This window comes from Staphylococcus debuckii (assembly GCF_003718735.1).
GTDB lineage: Bacteria > Bacillota > Bacilli > Staphylococcales > Staphylococcaceae > Staphylococcus > Staphylococcus debuckii.
The window spans coordinates 2,123,332-2,141,674 of the sequence record NZ_CP033460.1; the positions used below are offsets into that span (position 1 = coordinate 2,123,332).

The 18,343-nt window shown below is 39.3% G+C and carries 11 protein-coding genes, 6 tRNA genes and 3 rRNA genes; 4 read left to right on the forward strand and 16 right to left on the reverse strand.

Features of this window, described 5'->3' with window-relative positions; translation table 11 throughout:
- The first annotated feature begins 26 nt into the window (after window positions 1-26).
- The 4 genes from CNQ82_RS10220 (at window position 27) to CNQ82_RS10235 (ending at window position 4,391) form a co-directional block, all read left to right on the forward strand.
- A complete protein-coding gene (locus CNQ82_RS10220) occupies window positions 27-2,060 on the forward strand; it encodes a BglG family transcription antiterminator (protein WP_123145174.1) in 2,034 nt (677 codons plus the stop codon).
- A gap of 6 nt (window positions 2,061-2,066) precedes the next feature.
- Entirely contained in the window at window positions 2,067-2,501 is a 435-nt protein-coding gene (locus CNQ82_RS10225) for a PTS mannitol transporter subunit IIA (RefSeq protein WP_123145175.1), read from the forward strand.
- Entirely contained in the window at window positions 2,501-3,604 is a 1,104-nt protein-coding gene (locus tag CNQ82_RS10230; RefSeq protein ID WP_123145176.1) for a mannitol-1-phosphate 5-dehydrogenase, read from the forward strand. Before CNQ82_RS10225 ends, CNQ82_RS10230 begins: the two co-directional genes overlap by 1 nt.
- Window positions 3,605-3,716: 112 nt before the next feature.
- The gene (locus CNQ82_RS10235) at window positions 3,717-4,391 is read left to right on the forward strand and encodes an MgtC/SapB family protein (protein ID WP_240624882.1); all 675 of its coding nucleotides are present in this window, start codon (window positions 3,717-3,719) and stop codon (window positions 4,389-4,391) included.
- A gap of 84 nt (window positions 4,392-4,475) precedes the next feature.
- Here the strand turns inward: CNQ82_RS10235 and glmM are convergent, their stop codons facing one another.
- From glmM to sdrM, 16 genes are all read right to left on the reverse strand, one after another.
- A complete protein-coding gene (glmM, locus tag CNQ82_RS10240) occupies window positions 4,476-5,831 on the reverse strand; it encodes a phosphoglucosamine mutase (protein ID WP_123145177.1) in 1,356 nt (451 codons plus the stop codon).
- A 30-nt stretch (window positions 5,832-5,861) separates the two neighbouring features.
- A complete protein-coding gene (locus tag CNQ82_RS10245) occupies window positions 5,862-6,794 on the reverse strand; it encodes a CdaR family protein (RefSeq protein WP_123145178.1) in 933 nt (310 codons plus the stop codon).
- Between the two features lies 1 nt (window position 6,795).
- Complete coding sequence (gene cdaA / locus CNQ82_RS10250; RefSeq protein ID WP_123145179.1) at window positions 6,796-7,602, reverse strand: diadenylate cyclase CdaA; 807 nt, start codon at window positions 7,600-7,602, stop codon at window positions 6,796-6,798.
- A gap of 188 nt (window positions 7,603-7,790) precedes the next feature.
- Window positions 7,791-7,863: transfer RNA gene (locus tag CNQ82_RS10255), tRNA-Lys, on the reverse strand.
- Between the two features lie 3 nt (window positions 7,864-7,866).
- Window positions 7,867-7,941 (reverse strand) — tRNA-Gln (locus CNQ82_RS10260).
- 7 nt (window positions 7,942-7,948) lie between these two features.
- A tRNA-Tyr gene (locus tag CNQ82_RS10265) sits at window positions 7,949-8,032 on the reverse strand.
- 23 nt (window positions 8,033-8,055) lie between these two features.
- Window positions 8,056-8,131, reverse strand: a tRNA-Val gene (locus CNQ82_RS10270).
- Between the two features lie 9 nt (window positions 8,132-8,140).
- A tRNA-Glu gene (locus CNQ82_RS10275) sits at window positions 8,141-8,212 on the reverse strand.
- A gap of 3 nt (window positions 8,213-8,215) precedes the next feature.
- Window positions 8,216-8,290 (reverse strand) — tRNA-Asn (locus CNQ82_RS10280).
- Window positions 8,291-8,301: 11 nt separating this feature from the next.
- Window positions 8,302-8,416 (reverse strand): 5S ribosomal RNA (gene rrf / locus CNQ82_RS10285).
- A 68-nt stretch (window positions 8,417-8,484) separates the two neighbouring features.
- Window positions 8,485-11,409 (reverse strand): 23S ribosomal RNA (locus CNQ82_RS10290).
- Window positions 11,410-11,653: 244 nt separating this feature from the next.
- Window positions 11,654-13,205: ribosomal RNA gene (locus CNQ82_RS10295) — 16S ribosomal RNA — on the reverse strand.
- The 16S, 23S and 5S rRNA genes sit together here with 6 tRNA genes alongside, the layout of an rRNA operon.
- A 444-nt stretch (window positions 13,206-13,649) precedes the next feature.
- Window positions 13,650-14,717: a P-loop NTPase gene (locus CNQ82_RS10300; protein WP_095104147.1), complete on the reverse strand. Its 1,068-nt coding sequence runs from the start codon at window positions 14,715-14,717 to the stop codon at window positions 13,650-13,652.
- Window positions 14,718-14,885: 168 nt separating this feature from the next.
- Entirely contained in the window at window positions 14,886-16,334 is a 1,449-nt protein-coding gene (locus CNQ82_RS10305) for an MDR family MFS transporter (protein ID WP_123145180.1), read from the reverse strand.
- 78 nt (window positions 16,335-16,412) lie between these two features.
- Window positions 16,413-16,880: a SepA family multidrug efflux transporter gene (locus tag CNQ82_RS10310; protein ID WP_123145181.1), complete on the reverse strand. Its 468-nt coding sequence runs from the start codon at window positions 16,878-16,880 to the stop codon at window positions 16,413-16,415.
- A 102-nt stretch (window positions 16,881-16,982) separates the two neighbouring features.
- On the reverse strand, window positions 16,983-18,320 hold the full coding sequence (gene sdrM / locus CNQ82_RS10315; protein WP_123145182.1) for a multidrug efflux MFS transporter SdrM: 1,338 nt from the start codon (window positions 18,318-18,320) through the stop codon (window positions 16,983-16,985).
- Between the last annotated feature and the right edge of the window lie 23 nt (window positions 18,321-18,343).

Here is an 18,343-nt window from a genome sequence, read left to right on the forward strand (position 1 = left end):
GAAAAGATAAGAAGCAGGTGATTCCTATGTTTTTAAGCAACAGAGAAAAAGAAATCGTTACACTGCTCATTAAATACAAAGGCCAGTTCATTACGACATATGAAATTGCACAACAACTTGCCGTTTCATCAAGAACCATACACCGGGAACTGAAAACTTTAGAACAAGATTTAGATGAATTTAATCTTTCAATTGAACGTATTCCTAAAAAAGGTGTTCAATTGAAAGGTTCATCAGCAGATTTAAAACAGCTGCATTCTGAATTGAATCAGATGCCAGCATTAGATTTAACTTCAGAAGAACAAAAGGCGATTATTCTTTATGCTTTGATTCAAAGCAAGTTGCCCGTTAAACAATATAGTTTAGCTCATGAAATTGGAGTAGCTTCCACTACGCTCACTAAAATTTTAGACGAGTTAGAAGAAGAAGCGGCTGATTATCAACTCAGTATCGAGCGTAAACGTGGATCAGGGATTTCATTAACTGGTTCAGAAGCTAAAAAGCGCGAAATGTTAAGTCAAATGATGGTCACTAACTTGAACAGTACCAGTGTCTATTCAGTAATTGAAAATCACTTCGTATATCAATCTTTAAATCTATCTCAACTTTCAATGGTTGAATTGGAAAATATTTTTCAAGTCGAACGTATTTTAATGGATTATTTAGGTGCCCTTCCCTATAGTCTGACAGAAGCGAGTTACCTTACTCTCACTGTTCATATTGTATTAAGCATTGAACGAATCCAGCATGGAGAGAATGTGTCGATTGATTCCGATATCTTTGACTCAGTTAAAGATACTTTGGAATATCAGGTTGCTGAATCTCTCGCAGATCAACTCTCTGCTATCTATCAAGTTACTTTCAATACTGCAGAAATTACGTTTATTACCATTCATTTGCGTGGTGCTAAAAGAAGGAAGGATGAGGCTTCTTCCACTATACAAGCAGATGATAATCACAAAATTTCACAGTTGATAACCTTTGTGGAAGATAATTCGCAATATGAATTTGAGGATAAAGCAACGTTAGCATCTGGATTAAAATTACATTTAATCCCTGCTATTAATCGTTTGAATGCTAATATCGAAACGCATAATCCATTGACCGATATGATCCGTAGTAAATATTCCAGGTTATACGATAGTGTCGAACGCGGTTTAGCAGAAATCTGGCCTGATTTAAAATTTCCAGCTAGTGAAATTGCTTTCGTAGTATTACATTTTGGTGGTTCTCTTAAACACTTGAAAGAAAAAGCTTTGAACATTTTAGTTGTTTGTAGTTCTGGAATCGGTACTAGCCGAGTGTTAGCTACTAGGTTAACTCAGACTTTTTCAGAAATTGGTGAAACAACCCAGGCTTCACTCAGCGATTTAAAACAATTAAATTTGAAAAGCTACGATGGGATTATCTCTACAATTGGTTTAGAGATTGAAGAACCTTATATCACAGTGAATCCCCTCTTACCTGATCAAGATATTAATTATGTCGCTCATTATTTAAATACGAGGTATTCATCAGACTATAAGAAAACTGAAATCAATTCTGAGCAAGTCGATTCAGAATCTTTAAATCAAGTGGTCAGTCAAATAAGTGATAACTTAGAGGTCCTGAAAAATGTGCAAGTTGATGATGTTGCGATTTCTAATTGGCAAGATTATTTATTAAAACAACTTAACAAAAATCACAGTATAGAAAGTAAATCTCAATTTAAACAAGTGCTTAAAGACTATGCAGAGGAACGAGAGATTGTTTTAGACCCGTATCCTATTGGTCTGCCGCACATGAAACATGCGCTGATTCAAAGTCCTATGATTTTATTTACTCGATTGAAGAAACCTCTTTCAATCACTTCATCAGGACAAACCAGGGAAATCAATTATTTAATCAGCATGTTTTTACCAGAAAATAGCCCAGCCTCACAAGTTGTCAGTGCAGTGTCAGAAACTATTACTTGCAATTTGCATAGAATTGATGATTTAATGCACAATCCAAAAGAATTACAAGATAGTATGAAACAAGCTTTTATTCAAGAAACTAAAAAAATATTAAATATGGAGTGATTAATTATGGCTGAATTATTCAGTAATGAAAACATCTTTTTAAATCAATCTTTTGAGGACCAAAACGAAGCAATAGAAAAAGCAGGACAAGCACTTGTAGATGCAGGTGCCGTTACTGAAGATTATATTCAAGCAATGAAAGATCGTGAAGCAGTGGTCTCAACATTTATGGGAAATGGGTTAGCGATTCCTCACGGCACAGATGAAGCTAAAAATGCTGTACTACAATCTGGATTAACACTTTTACAAATTCCTGAAGGCGTACAATGGGGAGACGACGTTGCTAAAGTTGTAGTAGGTATCGCTGGTAAAGATGGCGAACATTTAGATTTATTATCTAAAATCGCAATTACCTTTAGTGAAGAAGAAAATGTAGAGCGCATTGTAAACGCACAATCTCCTGAAGAAATCAAAGCAGTATTCGAGGAGGCTGACGTATAATGAAAGCTGTACATTTCGGAGCTGGGAATATTGGTCGAGGTTTTATCGGCCAAATTCTCTCAAATAATGATGTAGAAGTTACATTTTCAGACGTCAATAGCGCGATTGTAGATGCTTTAAATCAAGAACATCAATACGAGGTGATTCTTGCAGATGAAGCTCACACTACCACTACTGTTAAAGGAGTAGATGCGATAAATTCAGCTCAAGATCCAGAGAAGCTTTATCAAGCACTTTTAGAAGCTGATATTATCACTACAGCGGTAGGCGTTAATTTACTCCCAATTATTGCTAAGTCACTTGCACCTGCTTTAAAAGAAAAAGAAACGCCTGTAAATGTGGTTGCTTGTGAAAATGCAATTATGGCTACAGATACTTTGAAAGCAGCAGTTTTAGATATTACGGGTCCGCTTCCTGAGCATATTCATTTCGCGAACTCAGCTGTGGACAGAATTGTACCGCAACAAACGCATGAAAATATTCTAGATGTCTTAGTTGAGCCCTTCTTTGAATGGGTAGTAGAAGCGGATGCTTGGTATGGACCACAATTGGAACACATTAAATATGTAGATGATTTAACACCTTATATTGAACGTAAGTTGATGACTGTAAATACAGGACATGCTTATATCGCTTATGCTGGTCAATATTACGGTCACCAAACTGTATTAGAAGCAATTAATGATGAAAAAGTAGAAAAAGGATTGCGTGAGGTATTAAAAGAAACAAGCCAATATATCATTGACGAGTTCGGTTTCTCTGCACAAGAACAAGCAGAATATGTTGAAAAGATTATTGGACGTTTTAAAAATCCTAATTTGTCAGATGAGTTGACACGTGTAGGACGAGGTACAATACGTAAAATCGGACCTAAAGATAGAATTATCAAACCATTAAACTATCTGTATCAACATGATTTAGCACATGAAGGATTAACTCATGAAGCAGCATTTTTACTTAAATACCAAGATGATAATGATGCTGAAACTGTTGAAAAAAATAACTATATTCAAGAACATGGGGTTGAATCTTTCTTAAAAGAATATGCTGAAATCGATTCAAAATTAGCAGCAGAAATAGAAACTGTTTACAACCAACTCTAAGACACTATTTTAAGACTGGTAATTCACAAATAAACGTGACTTACCAGTCTATTTTCTTCTAATAAGTGGTATATATTATTAATAGAGAAGAGAGAACAAGGGGAAAACGATAATGATGATGTTTCAATTAGATTTATTTTTACGTATTTTTATTGCAGCTATATGTGGCGCTACAATCGGATATGAGAGGACAGTACGTCTGAAATCAGCAGGTATCAGAACACATATTCTTGTTGCTGCAGCTTCTGCCCTCTTTCTAATCATCTCTAAATACGGATTCAATGATATCTTGCATGAAACTAATATCAGTCTGGATCCTTCACGTATTGGCGCTCAAGTTGTAAGCGGAATTAGTTTTATTGGTGCAGGTACTATCTTAATCAGAAATCAAAATGTCAATGGCTTAACTACAGCAGCAGGTATTTGGATAACATCAGGTATCGGAATGGCATTGGGTTCAGGTCTCTATTTTATCGGTATCGTTTCTACTATCTTAATCGTGATTATCCAATATGTATTCAGAGAAGATATGCTTTTTAAGTCTATCCGTTTAAGTGAATCTATTAAAGTGCATATTCAAGCAGATTACTCGCAAGATATCCAAAATAAAATCACGAAAATATTTTTATATCATCATGTGAGAAATATACAAATTCATATCCTTAAAATTGATAAAGATACTATCACAATGAATGTGATCGGCAAAGTATCAATTAGACGTTCATTTGAACATAATAGGTTATTAGAAGATTTAATACAACACGATGAAATCCAAATGGTGAGATAGAGAGCGGGCAGATAGCTACCGCCAATTTAAATAGCAGGAGCTGAGACATTATTTTGTCCCAGCCCCTGCTATTTTTATATTACCTTATTGATCTAAGCCCATTTTTTCTTCTACTACATCAGCAATTTGTTGTGCGTAATTTTGAGCTTTTTCATCTGTAGCTGCTTCTACCATGACACGCACTAATGGTTCAGTGCCTGAAGGACGAACTAAGATACGTCCTTCTCCATTCATGTCAGCTTCTACTCGATCCATTTCTGCTTTCACATCCGCATTATCTGTAACGCCATGTTTATCAGTAACACGTACATTAATCAGTGATTGAGGATATTTTTTCATTTGTCCTGCAAGCTCACTTAATGATTTTCCTGTTAATTTGATTACTGCAGCTAATTGAACCCCTGTAAGCAATCCATCACCTGTCGTATTGTAATCCATTAATACAATATGGCCAGATTGTTCGCCGCCAAGATTATAATTACCTTTGCGCATTTCTTCTACTACATAGCGATCTCCAACTTTAGTTTTATTGGATTGAATACCTTCAGCTTCTAATGCTTTATAGAATCCAAGGTTGCTCATTACTGTAGAAACAATCATATTATCATTGAGTTCTTGGTTTTTAGCCATTTCTTGCCCAATAATAAACATGATTTGGTCTCCATCTACAATGTTTCCTTTTTCATCTACAGCAATTAAGCGATCTCCGTCACCGTCAAAGGCTAAACCAAAGTCACTTTCTGTTTCTACTACTGTCTTCGCTAATGCTTCAGGGTGCGTTGAACCTACACCGTCATTGATGTTGTAACCATCTGGGCTGCAGCCGATCACCTCTGTATCTGCTTCTAAATCTCCAAATAAAAATGGAGCAAGTTGTGAAGTAGAACCATTTGCGCCGTCCAATGTAATTTTAAGTCCATCTAAATTAACATCAACTGTTGATTTAATATAACTTAAATATTTTTGAGCACCTTCAAAGTAGTCAGAGTAATGTACAATTTCATCACCCACTGGACGAGGTAAGTCAGGATTTGCTTCATCCAATAATGCTTCAATTTCATTTTCTTGATCGTCAGATAATTTAAATCCATCTGATCCAAAGAATTTAATGCCATTATCCGCGACTGGGTTGTGAGAAGCAGAAATCATTACCCCTAATTCTGCATCCATTTCTTTAGTTAGATAAGCAACACCAGGTGTAGAAATAACACCTAATCTCATTACTTCGGCACCGATAGAAATTAGTCCTGCAATAAGCGCAGATTCCAACATTTCACCAGAAACTCGTGTGTCACGTCCAACGAGTACTTGCGGATGTTTTTTATCTTCATTATGTGCTAAAACATAACCTCCATATCTTCCTAATTTGAAAGCAAGTTCAGGCGTAAGTTCTTTATTTGCTACGCCTCTTACACCGTCAGTCCCAAAATATTTGCCCATTTCAAATTTCTCCTTTTATTGCTAAAAATTTTAATGCGTTGATAAATATGCTTTGATATCATCTGAATTTGTATTTGTAACTTTATCAGGAATATTCAATTTTACAGGTGCTTCATCAGAATTATCGAAATCAGAAAGATTGATTTCACCTGTAATTTCATTAATATCACTCAAGTCTTCTCTGTTTCCAAAGATTTCAACTTGTTGCTTGGATAAATCAATATCACTCGCTTTTATATTCGAGTTTGCTTTACCAATTACTTTTTTCTTTATATCTACTTTTTTGCTATATGGCTTCAGTTCTACAGTTATATTAACATTGCTCGGTTTAGTTATAACATCGATTTTATTCAAATTTTTATCAAAAGCTACAATTTCTCCAGAGTCTGTCGTGTCTTGGCTAACATTGTTATTATCTTTGAAAGTTGCTTTCAAATACGCAATATTATCCACTTGATGTTCACCGCCAATTACTTTGACTTTATGTGGAGAAACATATTCATTTGCAATTTTGTAATCTGAATTAATGTCCTTATTGCTCACATCAGCTTGAACAGTCATTTCTTTAGTGATCTTTTTCTCTAAATTCACATTAGCCTGTTTAGGATTAACAGTACCTTCTACGTCTTTGTCCAATCCTTTAATAACATAGTCGACTTTATGTTTCCCCAGTTTCGTTTTAGTTAAATCTAGTTCCACTTTAATATCATCAGACTGTTGTGCTTTTAAAACTTTCGATTGCGAACCCTTCAATTGGACATCTACATTTTCAGGTATACCAGATGCGTATAATTCTTTACTATTATATGTAGCTTCTACTGGCACATTTTGTATTGTTCGCGTTGTACTTTGCGTCAACGCTGAAGAACTGAAAATATTACCAAAGACATTATTCACAGTTAAAAAGAAGGCTAATGCTAAGACAAATGCTACAAACCGTAAGCCCCATTTGTTCTCAAACATTTTAATTCACACCTTTCTTTTGAAGTCTGGTATCAAACCAATGTTCAGCTAATAATTCTTCAAAGACTTCTAATGAAATGTCTTTACGGAGTTTCCCATCAAAGGTTATAGAAATAGAACCTGTTTCTTCTGATACTACCGCAGTAAATGCATCCGATACTTCTGAAATACCAACAGCAGCTCGGTGTCTTGTACCTAAGCTTTTCGAAATCTTAGAACTATCAGAGAGCGGTAAATAACAAGCTGCACTTGCTATCTTAGTACCTTGAATAATCATTGCGCCATCGTGTAATGGTGTATTTGGAATGAAAACATTAGTTAACAGTTCTTGTGAGATATCTGAATCCATTGGGATACCTGTTTCAATATAATCTTGTAAACCTGTTTTCTTCTCAAAAACAATTAAGGCACCAATACGTCTCTTAGCCATATATTGTACAGCACCAGAAACTGATTTAATCAATTTTTGTTGATCAGCTGAAGTACTGGCAGTATAGCGACGGAATAAGTTTCCTCGCCCCAATTGTTCTAAAGCTCGACGAATTTCTGGTTGGAAGATTACAATAATTGCCAAGAATCCCCATTGAATAACCATATCGAACAAGCGAGCTGTTGTAGTCAAATCCAAAGCTGCACTTACCCATCGACCAATTACAATGACAATGATTCCTTTGAGGAGTTGAATAGCTTTTGTACCTTTAAATACCGTGATTAGAAGATAAATCACATACCAGACGATGACTAAATCTAATACACTAGTTATTAACTTTACCGTGTTAAAATTTTCAAAAAAGCTGCCAAAATTCATAGCATCTCCTCCGGTAACCTAATTACAATGAAAACTATTTTATCAAGTTGATAAACAGCCATCATACAATCAAATTATATCATAAAAATAACGATAGCCTTGAATGAAAATACATAATAGATAATTATTAATTTCACTTCTTTAAAAAAAGACATAAAAAAAGCACTCTTCAAAAAGAGTGCTAAGAGTGAGCCATAGAGGATTCGAACCTCTGACCCTCTGATTAAAAGTCAGATGCTCTACCAACTGAGCTAATGGCTCTAATGGCTGGGCTAACTGGATTCGAACCAGTGAGTGACGGAGTCAAAGTCCGTTGCCTTACCGCTTGGCTATAGCCCATTAATGATGGTGGAGGGGGGCAGATTCGAACTGCCGAACCCGAAGGAGCGGATTTACAGTCCGCCGCGTTTAGCCACTTCGCTACCCCTCCAGCATGTATTTAGTTCAATAAAATGGTGGAGAATGACGGGTTCGAACCGCCGACCCTCTGCTTGTAAGGCAGATGCTCTCCCAGCTGAGCTAATTCTCCAATATGTAATGACCCCGACGGGACTCGAACCCGTGTTACCGCCGTGAAAGGGCGGTGTCTTAACCGCTTGACCACGGGGCCATATGGCTCCACAGGTAGGACTCGAACCTACGACCGATCGGTTAACAGCCGATAGCTCTACCACTGAGCTACTGTGGAATAATAGTATTGCCTGGCAACGTCCTACTCTTGCGGAACGTAAGTCCGACTACCATCGGCGCTAAAGAGCTTAACTTCTGTGTTCGGCATGGGAACAGGTGTGACCTCTTTGCCATTGTCACCAGACAATAGAATGTTTATACATTCAAAACTAGATAGTAAGTAAAATCAGTTTACCAATCAAAACTTGAAATTGGATTAAGTCTTCGATCGATTAGTATTCGTCAGCTCCACATATCGCTATGCTTCCACCCCGAACCTATTAACCTCATCATCTTTGAGGGATCTTATAACCGAAGTTGGGAAATCTCATCTTGAGGGGGGCTTCATGCTTAGATGCTTTCAGCACTTATCCCGTCCATACATAGCTACCCAGCGATGCCGTTGGCACGACAACTGGTACACCAGAGGTATGTCCATCCCGGTCCTCTCGTACTAAGGACAGCTCCTCTCAAATTTCCTGCGCCCACGACGGATAGGGACCGAACTGTCTCACGACGTTCTGAACCCAGCTCGCGTACCGCTTTAATGGGCGAACAGCCCAACCCTTGGGACCGACTACAGCCCCAGGATGCGATGAGCCGACATCGAGGTGCCAAACCTCCCCGTCGATGTGAACTCTTGGGGGAGATAAGCCTGTTATCCCCGGGGTAGCTTTTATCCGTTGAGCGATGGCCCTTCCATGCGGAACCACCGGATCACTAAGTCCGTCTTTCGACCCTGCTCGACTTGTAGGTCTCGCAGTCAAGCTCCCTTATGCCTTTACACTCTATGAATGATTTCCAACCATTCTGAGGGAACCTTTGAGCGCCTCCGTTACACTTTAGGAGGCGACCGCCCCAGTCAAACTGCCCGCCTGACACTGTCTCCCGCCATGATGAATGGCGCGGGTTAGAAATCCAACACAGCTAGGGTAGTATCCCACCAACGCCTCCACGTAAGCTGGCGCTCACGTTTCCAAGGCTCCTACCTATCCTGTACAAGCTGTGCCGAATTTCAATATCAGGCTACAGTAAAGCTCCACGGGGTCTTTCCGTCCTGTCGCGGGTAACCTGCATCTTCACAGGTACTATGATTTCACCGAGTCTCTCGTTGAGACAGTGCCCAAATCGTTACGCCTTTCGTGCGGGTCGGAACTTACCCGACAAGGAATTTCGCTACCTTAGGACCGTTATAGTTACGGCCGCCGTTTACTGGGGCTTCGATTCGTAGCTTCGCAGAAGCTAACCACTCCTCTTAACCTTCCAGCACCGGGCAGGCGTCAGCCCCTATACATCACCTTACGGTTTAGCAGAGACCTGTGTTTTTGATAAACAGTCGCTTGGGCCTATTCACTGCGGCTCTTCAGAGCGTGAACCCTAAAGAGCACCCCTTCTCCCGAAGTTACGGGGTCATTTTGCCGAGTTCCTTAACGAGAGTTCTCTCGCTCACCTTAGAATTCTCATCTTGACTACCTGTGTCGGTTTGCGGTACGGGCGCCAAATCTCTAGCTAGAGGCTTTTCTCGACAGTGTGAAATCAACGACTCGAGGAAAACATGTTTCCTCTCCCCATCACAGCTTGACCTTATGAATGGCGGATTTGCCTACCATTCAGTCTTACTGCTTGGACGTGCACTCCAACAGCACGCTTCGCCTATCCTACTGTGTCCCCCCATCGCTTAAAACGATTATTGGCGGTACAGGAATATCAACCTGTTATCCATCGCCTACGCCTGTCGGCCTCGGCTTAGGACCCGACTAACCCAGAGCGGACGAGCCTTCCTCTGGAAACCTTAGTCAATCGGTGGATGGGATTCTCACCCATCTTTCGCTACTCACACCGGCATTCTCACTTCTAAGCGCTCCACATGTCCTTGCGATCATGCTTCGACGCCCTTAGAACGCTCTCCTACCACTGTCCGAAGGACAGTCCACAGCTTCGGTAATATGTTTAGCCCCGGTACATTTTCGGCGCAGTGTCACTCGACTAGTGAGCTATTACGCACTCTTTAAATGATGGCTGCTTCTAAGCCAACATCCTAGTTGTCTGGGCAATACCACATCCTTTGCCACTTAACATATATTTTGGGACCTTAGCTGGTGGTCTGGGCTGTTTCCCTTTCGAACATGGACCTTATCACCCACGTTCTGACTCCCAAGTTAAATTGATTGGCATTCGGAGTTTGTCTGAATTCGGTAACCCGAGAGGGGCCCCTCGTCCAAACAGTGCTCTACCTCCAACAATCATCACTTGAGGCTAGCCCTAAAGCTATTTCGGAGAGAACCAGCTATCTCCAGGTTCGATTGGAATTTCTCCGCTACCCTCAGTTCATCCGCTCACTTTTCAACGTAAGTCGGTTCGGTCCTCCATTCAGTGTTACCTGAACTTCAACCTGACCAAGGGTAGATCACCTGGTTTCGGGTCTACGACCAAATACTCAACGCCCTGTTCAGACTCGCTTTCGCTGCGGCTCCGCATTCGCTGCTTAACCTTGCATCAGATCGTAACTCGCCGGTTCATTCTACAAAAGGCACGCCATCACCCATTAACGGGCTCTGACTACTTGTAAGCACACGGTTTCAAGTTCTCTTTCACTCCCCTTCCGGGGTACTTTTCACCTTTCCCTCACGGTACTGGTTCACTATCGGTCACTAGAGAGTATTTAGCCTTGGGAGATGGTCCTCCCGGATTCCGACGGAATTTCACGTGCTCCGTCGTACTCAGGGTCCACTCAGGAGAGAATTGACTTTCGACTACAGGACTCTTACCTTCTCTGGTTCGACTTTCCAGTACGATTCGTCTAATCAATTCTTTTGTAACTCCGTAGAGAGTGTCCTACAACCCCAATGAGCAAGCTCATTGGTTTGGGCTCTTCCCGTTTCGCTCGCCGCTACTCAGGGAATCGAGTTTTCTTTCTCTTCCTGCGGGTACTAAGATGTTTCAGTTCTCCGCGTCTGCCTTCGGACATGCTATGTATTCACATGTCGATAACACAACATAACTTGTGCTGGGTTCCCCCATTCGGAAATCTCTGGATCAACGCTTACTTACAGCTACCCAAAGCATATCGTCGTTAGTAACGTCCTTCATCAGCTTCTAGTGCCAAGGCATCCACCGTGCGCCCTTAATAACTTAATCACGTTATTAATTATGTGAGTAATCTTCTTTGCCGTAGGCAAAGAAGATTACTAGCGATTCATTTAAATGAATAAAGCTTTTAAAACTCTAATTCACTCGGTTTTGCTTGGTAAAATCTATTTTTACTTACTTATCTAGTTTTCAATGTACAATCATGAATACTCGGATGAGCATTCAAAACTGAATACAATATGTCACCTTATTCCATCAGTTTCTATTGAAACTGTTCCGTATATATCCTTAGAAAGGAGGTGATCCAGCCGCACCTTCCGATACGGCTACCTTGTTACGACTTCACCCCAATCATTCGTCCCACCTTCGACGGCTAGCTCCTAAAAGGTTACTCCACCGGCTTCGGGTGTTACGAACTCTCGTGGTGTGACGGGCGGTGTGTACAAGACCCGGGAACGTATTCACCGTAGCATGCTGATCTACGATTACTAGCGATTCCAGCTTCATGTAGTCGAGTTGCAGACTACAATCCGAACTGAGAACAGCTTTATGGGATTTGCTTGACCTCGCGGTTTCGCTGCCCTTTGTACTGTCCATTGTAGCACGTGTGTAGCCCAAATCATAAGGGGCATGATGATTTGACGTCATCCCCACCTTCCTCCGGTTTGTCACCGGCAGTCAACTTAGAGTGCCCAACTTAATGCTGGCAACTAAGCTTAAGGGTTGCGCTCGTTGCGGGACTTAACCCAACATCTCACGACACGAGCTGACGACAACCATGCACCACCTGTCACTTTGTCCCCCGAAGGGGAAGACTCTATCTCTAGAGCGGTCAAAGGATGTCAAGATTTGGTAAGGTTCTTCGCGTTGCTTCGAATTAAACCACATGCTCCACCGCTTGTGCGGGTCCCCGTCAATTCCTTTGAGTTTCAGCCTTGCGGCCGTACTCCCCAGGCGGAGTGCTTAATGCGTTAGCTGCAGCACTAAGGGGCGGAAACCCCCTAACACTTAGCACTCATCGTTTACGGCGTGGACTACCAGGGTATCTAATCCTGTTTGATCCCCACGCTTTCGCACATCAGCGTCAGTTGCAGACCAGAAAGTCGCCTTCGCCACTGGTGTTCCTCCATATCTCTGCGCATTTCACCGCTACACATGGAATTCCACTTTCCTCTTCTGCACTCAAGTTTTCCAGTTTCCAATGACCCTCCACGGTTGAGCCGTGGGCTTTCACATCAGACTTAAAAAACCGCCTACGCGCGCTTTACGCCCAATAATTCCGGATAACGCTTGCCACCTACGTATTACCGCGGCTGCTGGCACGTAGTTAGCCGTGGCTTTCTGATTAGGTACCGTCAAGGTGCGCATAGTTACCTACGCACTTGTTCTTCCCTAATAACAGAGTTTTACGATCCGAAGACCTTCATCACTCACGCGGCGTTGCTCCGTCAGGCTTTCGCCCATTGCGGAAGATTCCCTACTGCTGCCTCCCGTAGGAGTCTGGACCGTGTCTCAGTTCCAGTGTGGCCGATCACCCTCTCAGGTCGGCTACGTATCGTTGCCTTGGTAAGCCGTTACCTTACCAACTAGCTAATACGGCGCGGGTCCATCTATAAGTGACAGCAAAACCGTCTTTCATTGCGGAACCATGCGATTCCGCATATTATCCGGCATTAGCCCCGGTTTCCCGGAGTTATTCCAGTCTTATAGGTAGGTTACCCACGTGTTACTCACCCGTCCGCCGCTAACATCAGAGGAGCAAGCTCCTCGTCTGTTCGCTCGACTTGCATGTATTAGGCACGCCGCCAGCGTTCATCCTGAGCCAGGATCAAACTCTCCATAAAAGTTTATGATTTGTTTGACTAGCTCATAAAAAACTAATTTGTTTTAAAACGTCTAAGACGTTTGTTAATTGGAATTAACGTTGACATATTGTCATTCAGTTTTCAATGTTCATTTTATTCAGTAACGTCATTTATTTTATCATTTCTTTTCAAGAAAGTCAACAACTAATTAACATTACTTTTACAATTTTAAAATGTTTTCTTCATTTTATCAAGAGTCAATTTTACACTCTCTTTTTTTAATCGCTTTAATTTTTTCGGCGACTTTATTAATATATCATCAATTAGTTATTAAGTCAACACTTAATTTCAAATATATTTTTTTAAGCTGCGAGACATTGTTCTTTCTCTCGCTCACAAAGATATATTCTAACAGGATTACAAAAAATTGCAATAGAAAAACGCATATTTTTTTAAAAAACATGCGTTTAAAGGGATTTCTGTTTATTTCATTGTTTTAGTAATGATTTTTTGTGCCATTTCTTGATATATTTCACCTAATTTATCTGTAGGTTGATAAATAGATGGTGCGAAATCTTTGGGATCCCAAGTTGGTTGAGCAAGTGGTAATTGTCCCAATAACTCTGAATTAAGTTCGTCTGCTAATTTTTTACCGCCGTCTTTACCGAAAACATATTCTTTATTCCCTGTCTCTTTGCTTTCAAAATAGGACATGTTTTCAATAACACCTAAAATAGAGTGTTCAGTATGTTTAGCCATTGCACCAGCACGTGCTGCAACAAATGCTGCTGTTGGATGTGGAGTGGTTACAATGATTTCTTTACTTGAAGGAAGCATTGTATGCACATCTAAAGCAACATCTCCAGTTCCTGGAGGTAAATCTAATAATAAGTAATCTAATTCTCCCCATTTTACATCAGTAAAGAAGTTAGTAAGCATTTTACCTAGCATTGGACCACGCCAGATAACAGGGGCATTTTCTTCAACAAAGAATGCCATAGACATCACTTTTACTCCATGACGTTCAACTGGTTTAACTGATTTACCTTCAATTCCTGGCTTTTTATCAATTCCCATCATATCAGGAACACTGAAACCATAAATATCTGCATCAATTAATCCAACCTTTTTCCCTTCTCTTGCCAATGCTACTGCAAGATTGACTGCAACTGTTGATTTACCTACTCCGCCTTTACCAGAAGCAATTGCAATAAATTCCACTGGGTTATCTTTTGAAAGTAAACCTTCAATTGTTTGAGGCTCAGCATTAGGATCTTCTCCTGTAAATTTAGCAACCGTTTCTGGTTTTAACTCTTCAAAACGGATACCTACAGTATTTGCCCCATTTTCTTTTAAAGTTTCAACAATAGCCATTTGCAAATCTAATTGTGGTTTTCCACCTAATTTAGCCATTGCAATTTTGACGCTAACATGGTCGATTTCTTCTTTTATTGTGATATTAACAATACCACCTGTATCTTTAAGCGGTACATCTAAAATTGGATCTTTTAGATTCCCTACTAATTTGTTGACTTGTTCAACTGTTAACAAAGCTTGTCACCCCAAATATATAATTATTTACTCCTTCTATTTTAACAAACTTAGGGGGTAAGTGGTACTGAATGATTCAATCAATATGCTTTATTCAGTATTTTAATTACAAAAAACCAGTAAAAACGCTCAAAATACTGTCTTTACTGGTTTCAATCAATCTTTTATTTAAATTTCTCTCACGTTCGGCGCTTTACGAGTTTTGTCTTTATCTCTTACAAATAGTCCAATAACTAATCCTATTATTACTAATATAGTTATTACACCGAAGGATAAATCCACTCCTCGTGCTACAGCTTCTCTTTGCAATAATTCTTTTGAAGCTGCTTCATGCGGTTTTGGCGCAAAAGTTTTTGATCCTAAAGTCATCAAAGCAACCATTAAAGCAGTGCCTATTGATGAAGCCATCATTCTAGCGAAGTTCATGATTGCTGTACCATGCGAAATATCTTTGTTCGGCAAAGCATTCACGCCCGCTGTATTTAACGGCATCGTTAATATAGAGACTGAGAACATTCTGATAGCATAGACGACCACAAGAAGCCAATAAGGGGTATCTACCCGTAAGAAAGCTAAAACACCAGTCAATATTATCAACATAGTAAAACCGATAATAATCAATGGTCTTACTCCGTATTTATCATAAGCTTTCCCCGTGTATATTGACATTGCACCATTAATAATGGCGCCCGGTAAAATCACCATACCAGAGAGCATTGCTGAAAGTCCCATTGCATTTTGTACATACATCGGTATCAACAAAGCAGGTCCAATCATGGATGTCATTACAATCATCGAACAGATTGTAGTTAGGGTAAAAGTTTTATTTTTAAACACTCTCAAGTTCAAAATAGGATTCGCAATTGTTAGTTGTCGTTTAATAAACAGACCGATTACAATTAAACTTACTATAAGCGGTACATAGAACATCCAACTCGTAAATCCTAATGATCCAGCATTACTAAATGCATATAACATTACACCGAAACCTAATGTTGAGTAAACAACTGACAGTTTGTCTAATGTAATATCTTTAGGTTCATTATAGTTAGAGATACTTGTTGCTCCGAATATAAATCCTGCTCCTGCAATCACAGCAACTGCAATAAATGGTACGCGCCAACTACTGATATCTATAATTAAACCGGATAAAGTCGGCCCTATTGCTGGAGCGAAGGAAATCACTAGGCCAGCAAGCCCCATTGCGAATCCGCGTCTGTCTTTCGGAAACAATGAAAATAACGTAAATTGCATTAACGGCATTATAATACCGGCACCCATTGCTTGAATGACACGTGCTGTCATCAAGATTCCGAAATTAGGTGCGATAGCTGCTAGAATTGTCCCCGTTAAAAAGATACCCATTGAGGCCAGATACAAAGGTCTGGTTCTTATTTTATCCATTAAATAAGCTGTTAATGGTATCATTACGCCATTAACGAGCATAAAGCCTGTCACCAACCATTGTGCTGTATTCTCTCCAACATGTAGTCCCTTCATAATTGCTGGTAAAGCTGTATTAAGTAATGTCTGATTCAGAATAGAAATAAAACCACTTAATATCATCACTGAAACAATTATATTACGTCTATGTTTGGTTATGACCTGTTCGGACATTTAAACACTCCTTTTCGTACTACCTTTGTTATGATGCAATAATAAAGGTTAGCAAAGCAAACTAATTGCTTGCGGAGATTACTTATTTCTATTTAGATTTTCGCTATCTGGATAAAATACTTCTTTACATATATATAAGAAAGCTATGATCAACATAATAACCCAATAGTCTATATTAATATATACATAATGAATGTGCACAATGAAAAAGAACATCACTGTAGTTACAGAATAGGAAATCAGATGGAAAATTTCGCCGTGAAAATATGGACTCTGCGGTAATTTCTTTTTAAAGTAATCCATTAGATATTCTACGGTAAACATTGTAAAGTAACCGAGTACAATATAACTGCCATAATAAAATAGATTTTGGTAAAAACCTTTATTATAACCAAAATACCCTAGATGAAAGAAAATAAGCAGTCTACTTAACCCATATAACACAAATCCTAAAAGTGTGAGGAATATCGCACCCGAAATCACAAACACAAAAATAACAATTAAAGTAGATATAAGATTAAAAAAGTTGTTTTTAAAGAATTTCAAGCACCCTCACCTCTTTCTATGCAGTTATTTTTACACATGTATCATAACACAATAAAAACCTCTCTATAAATTAAAATATCCCGCTTCACCACGGGATATTTTTCAGGCTTCTGATTTATTATTTTTATACAGAGTCAACCATAGCGCGAACAGAATTAAAATAAACACTATAATTAACGTTACGTTGTTAAGAATACGTGCGCCTCCTATCACAAACGGCATCGCATAAATACCGCCCATAATAGTAGAACCGATGGAGTTGCCCAGATTTTTAGATAAAGAGTAGAAAGACATCATACGCTTCATCTCATTTGGAGATGTTTCTTCTTGCACGATTACACTGTCTTTCGTGTAAACCACGCCGAAACTTGCACCTGCAAGCAATAATGTAATAGCCAATAATACCGGAGCTGCATGTGTAGCAAATATAAGAATACTACATACCAATAACGAAGTGAAAGCGACGATATATAGCGTTTTTCTAGTTATATTCGCCTCAATACGATGCAGATTGAAATTAATAACCAGCCAAGCTACAGATATCGGAAATACTACGAAACCACTTTGTAATGGTGATAATCCCAATTCTTCCTGTAAATAAATCGACATATATAGGTTATAGCCCATTAAAATCATGGCATAAATAAAGTCAGTAACGAATACTAACGTAATTGTGCGGTTGAATTCAGATACAGGAAGAAAAGGAGCACGCATTTTCTTTTCTACCTTAAATAGTTTATAAGCTATAACTGCACCAATCACGAAAGCAATAATCTTCAGCCAAAATGGAAGAGGCGCTGTGACTGCTCCGACAATAAAGATTAACGTTAAGTAAAAGAAGGAAAGACCTTTACTGTCAAAAGGTTCTTCATTTTCGACTTTATCTTCATCAAAATGAAAGGTGATAAAAGCAAGTACAGCCGCAATTACTGCAATAGGTATATTAATGAAGAACAACCAATGCCATGTTGCAAATTCCAAGATTCCTCCACCTAATAAAGGTCCGATAATGCTTGAGATTCCCCAAACACTGCCGACAATTCCCATTATCTTATATCTTAGAGGAATTTCAAAAGCTAATTTAGGTACGATTTGGCTCAATACCATCATAATACCTGCGCCAAGACCTTGAACAAAGCGAGATATAATTAATAATGTAAATGTACTACTTAAACCTGAAAATAAACTACCGATACTAAATAAGAACAATCCCGTTATCGTCACATAAATAAGCTTAAAGCGTGACAGGAACTCTCCTACTAAAGGATTCACAATCACAAGTGCTATAAAATAAACTGAGAATACTAAAGAAATTGAAGCTGTTACATTTAAATCTTGTTTAATTGTAGGCAGTGCTAAAGAAATAATCGATGTTTCAATGGCTGACATGAACATAATCAATACTAGTGCAGTCACTACCCCAATTGATTTCAATTTCATAAAACGAATTCCTCTTTTCTTAA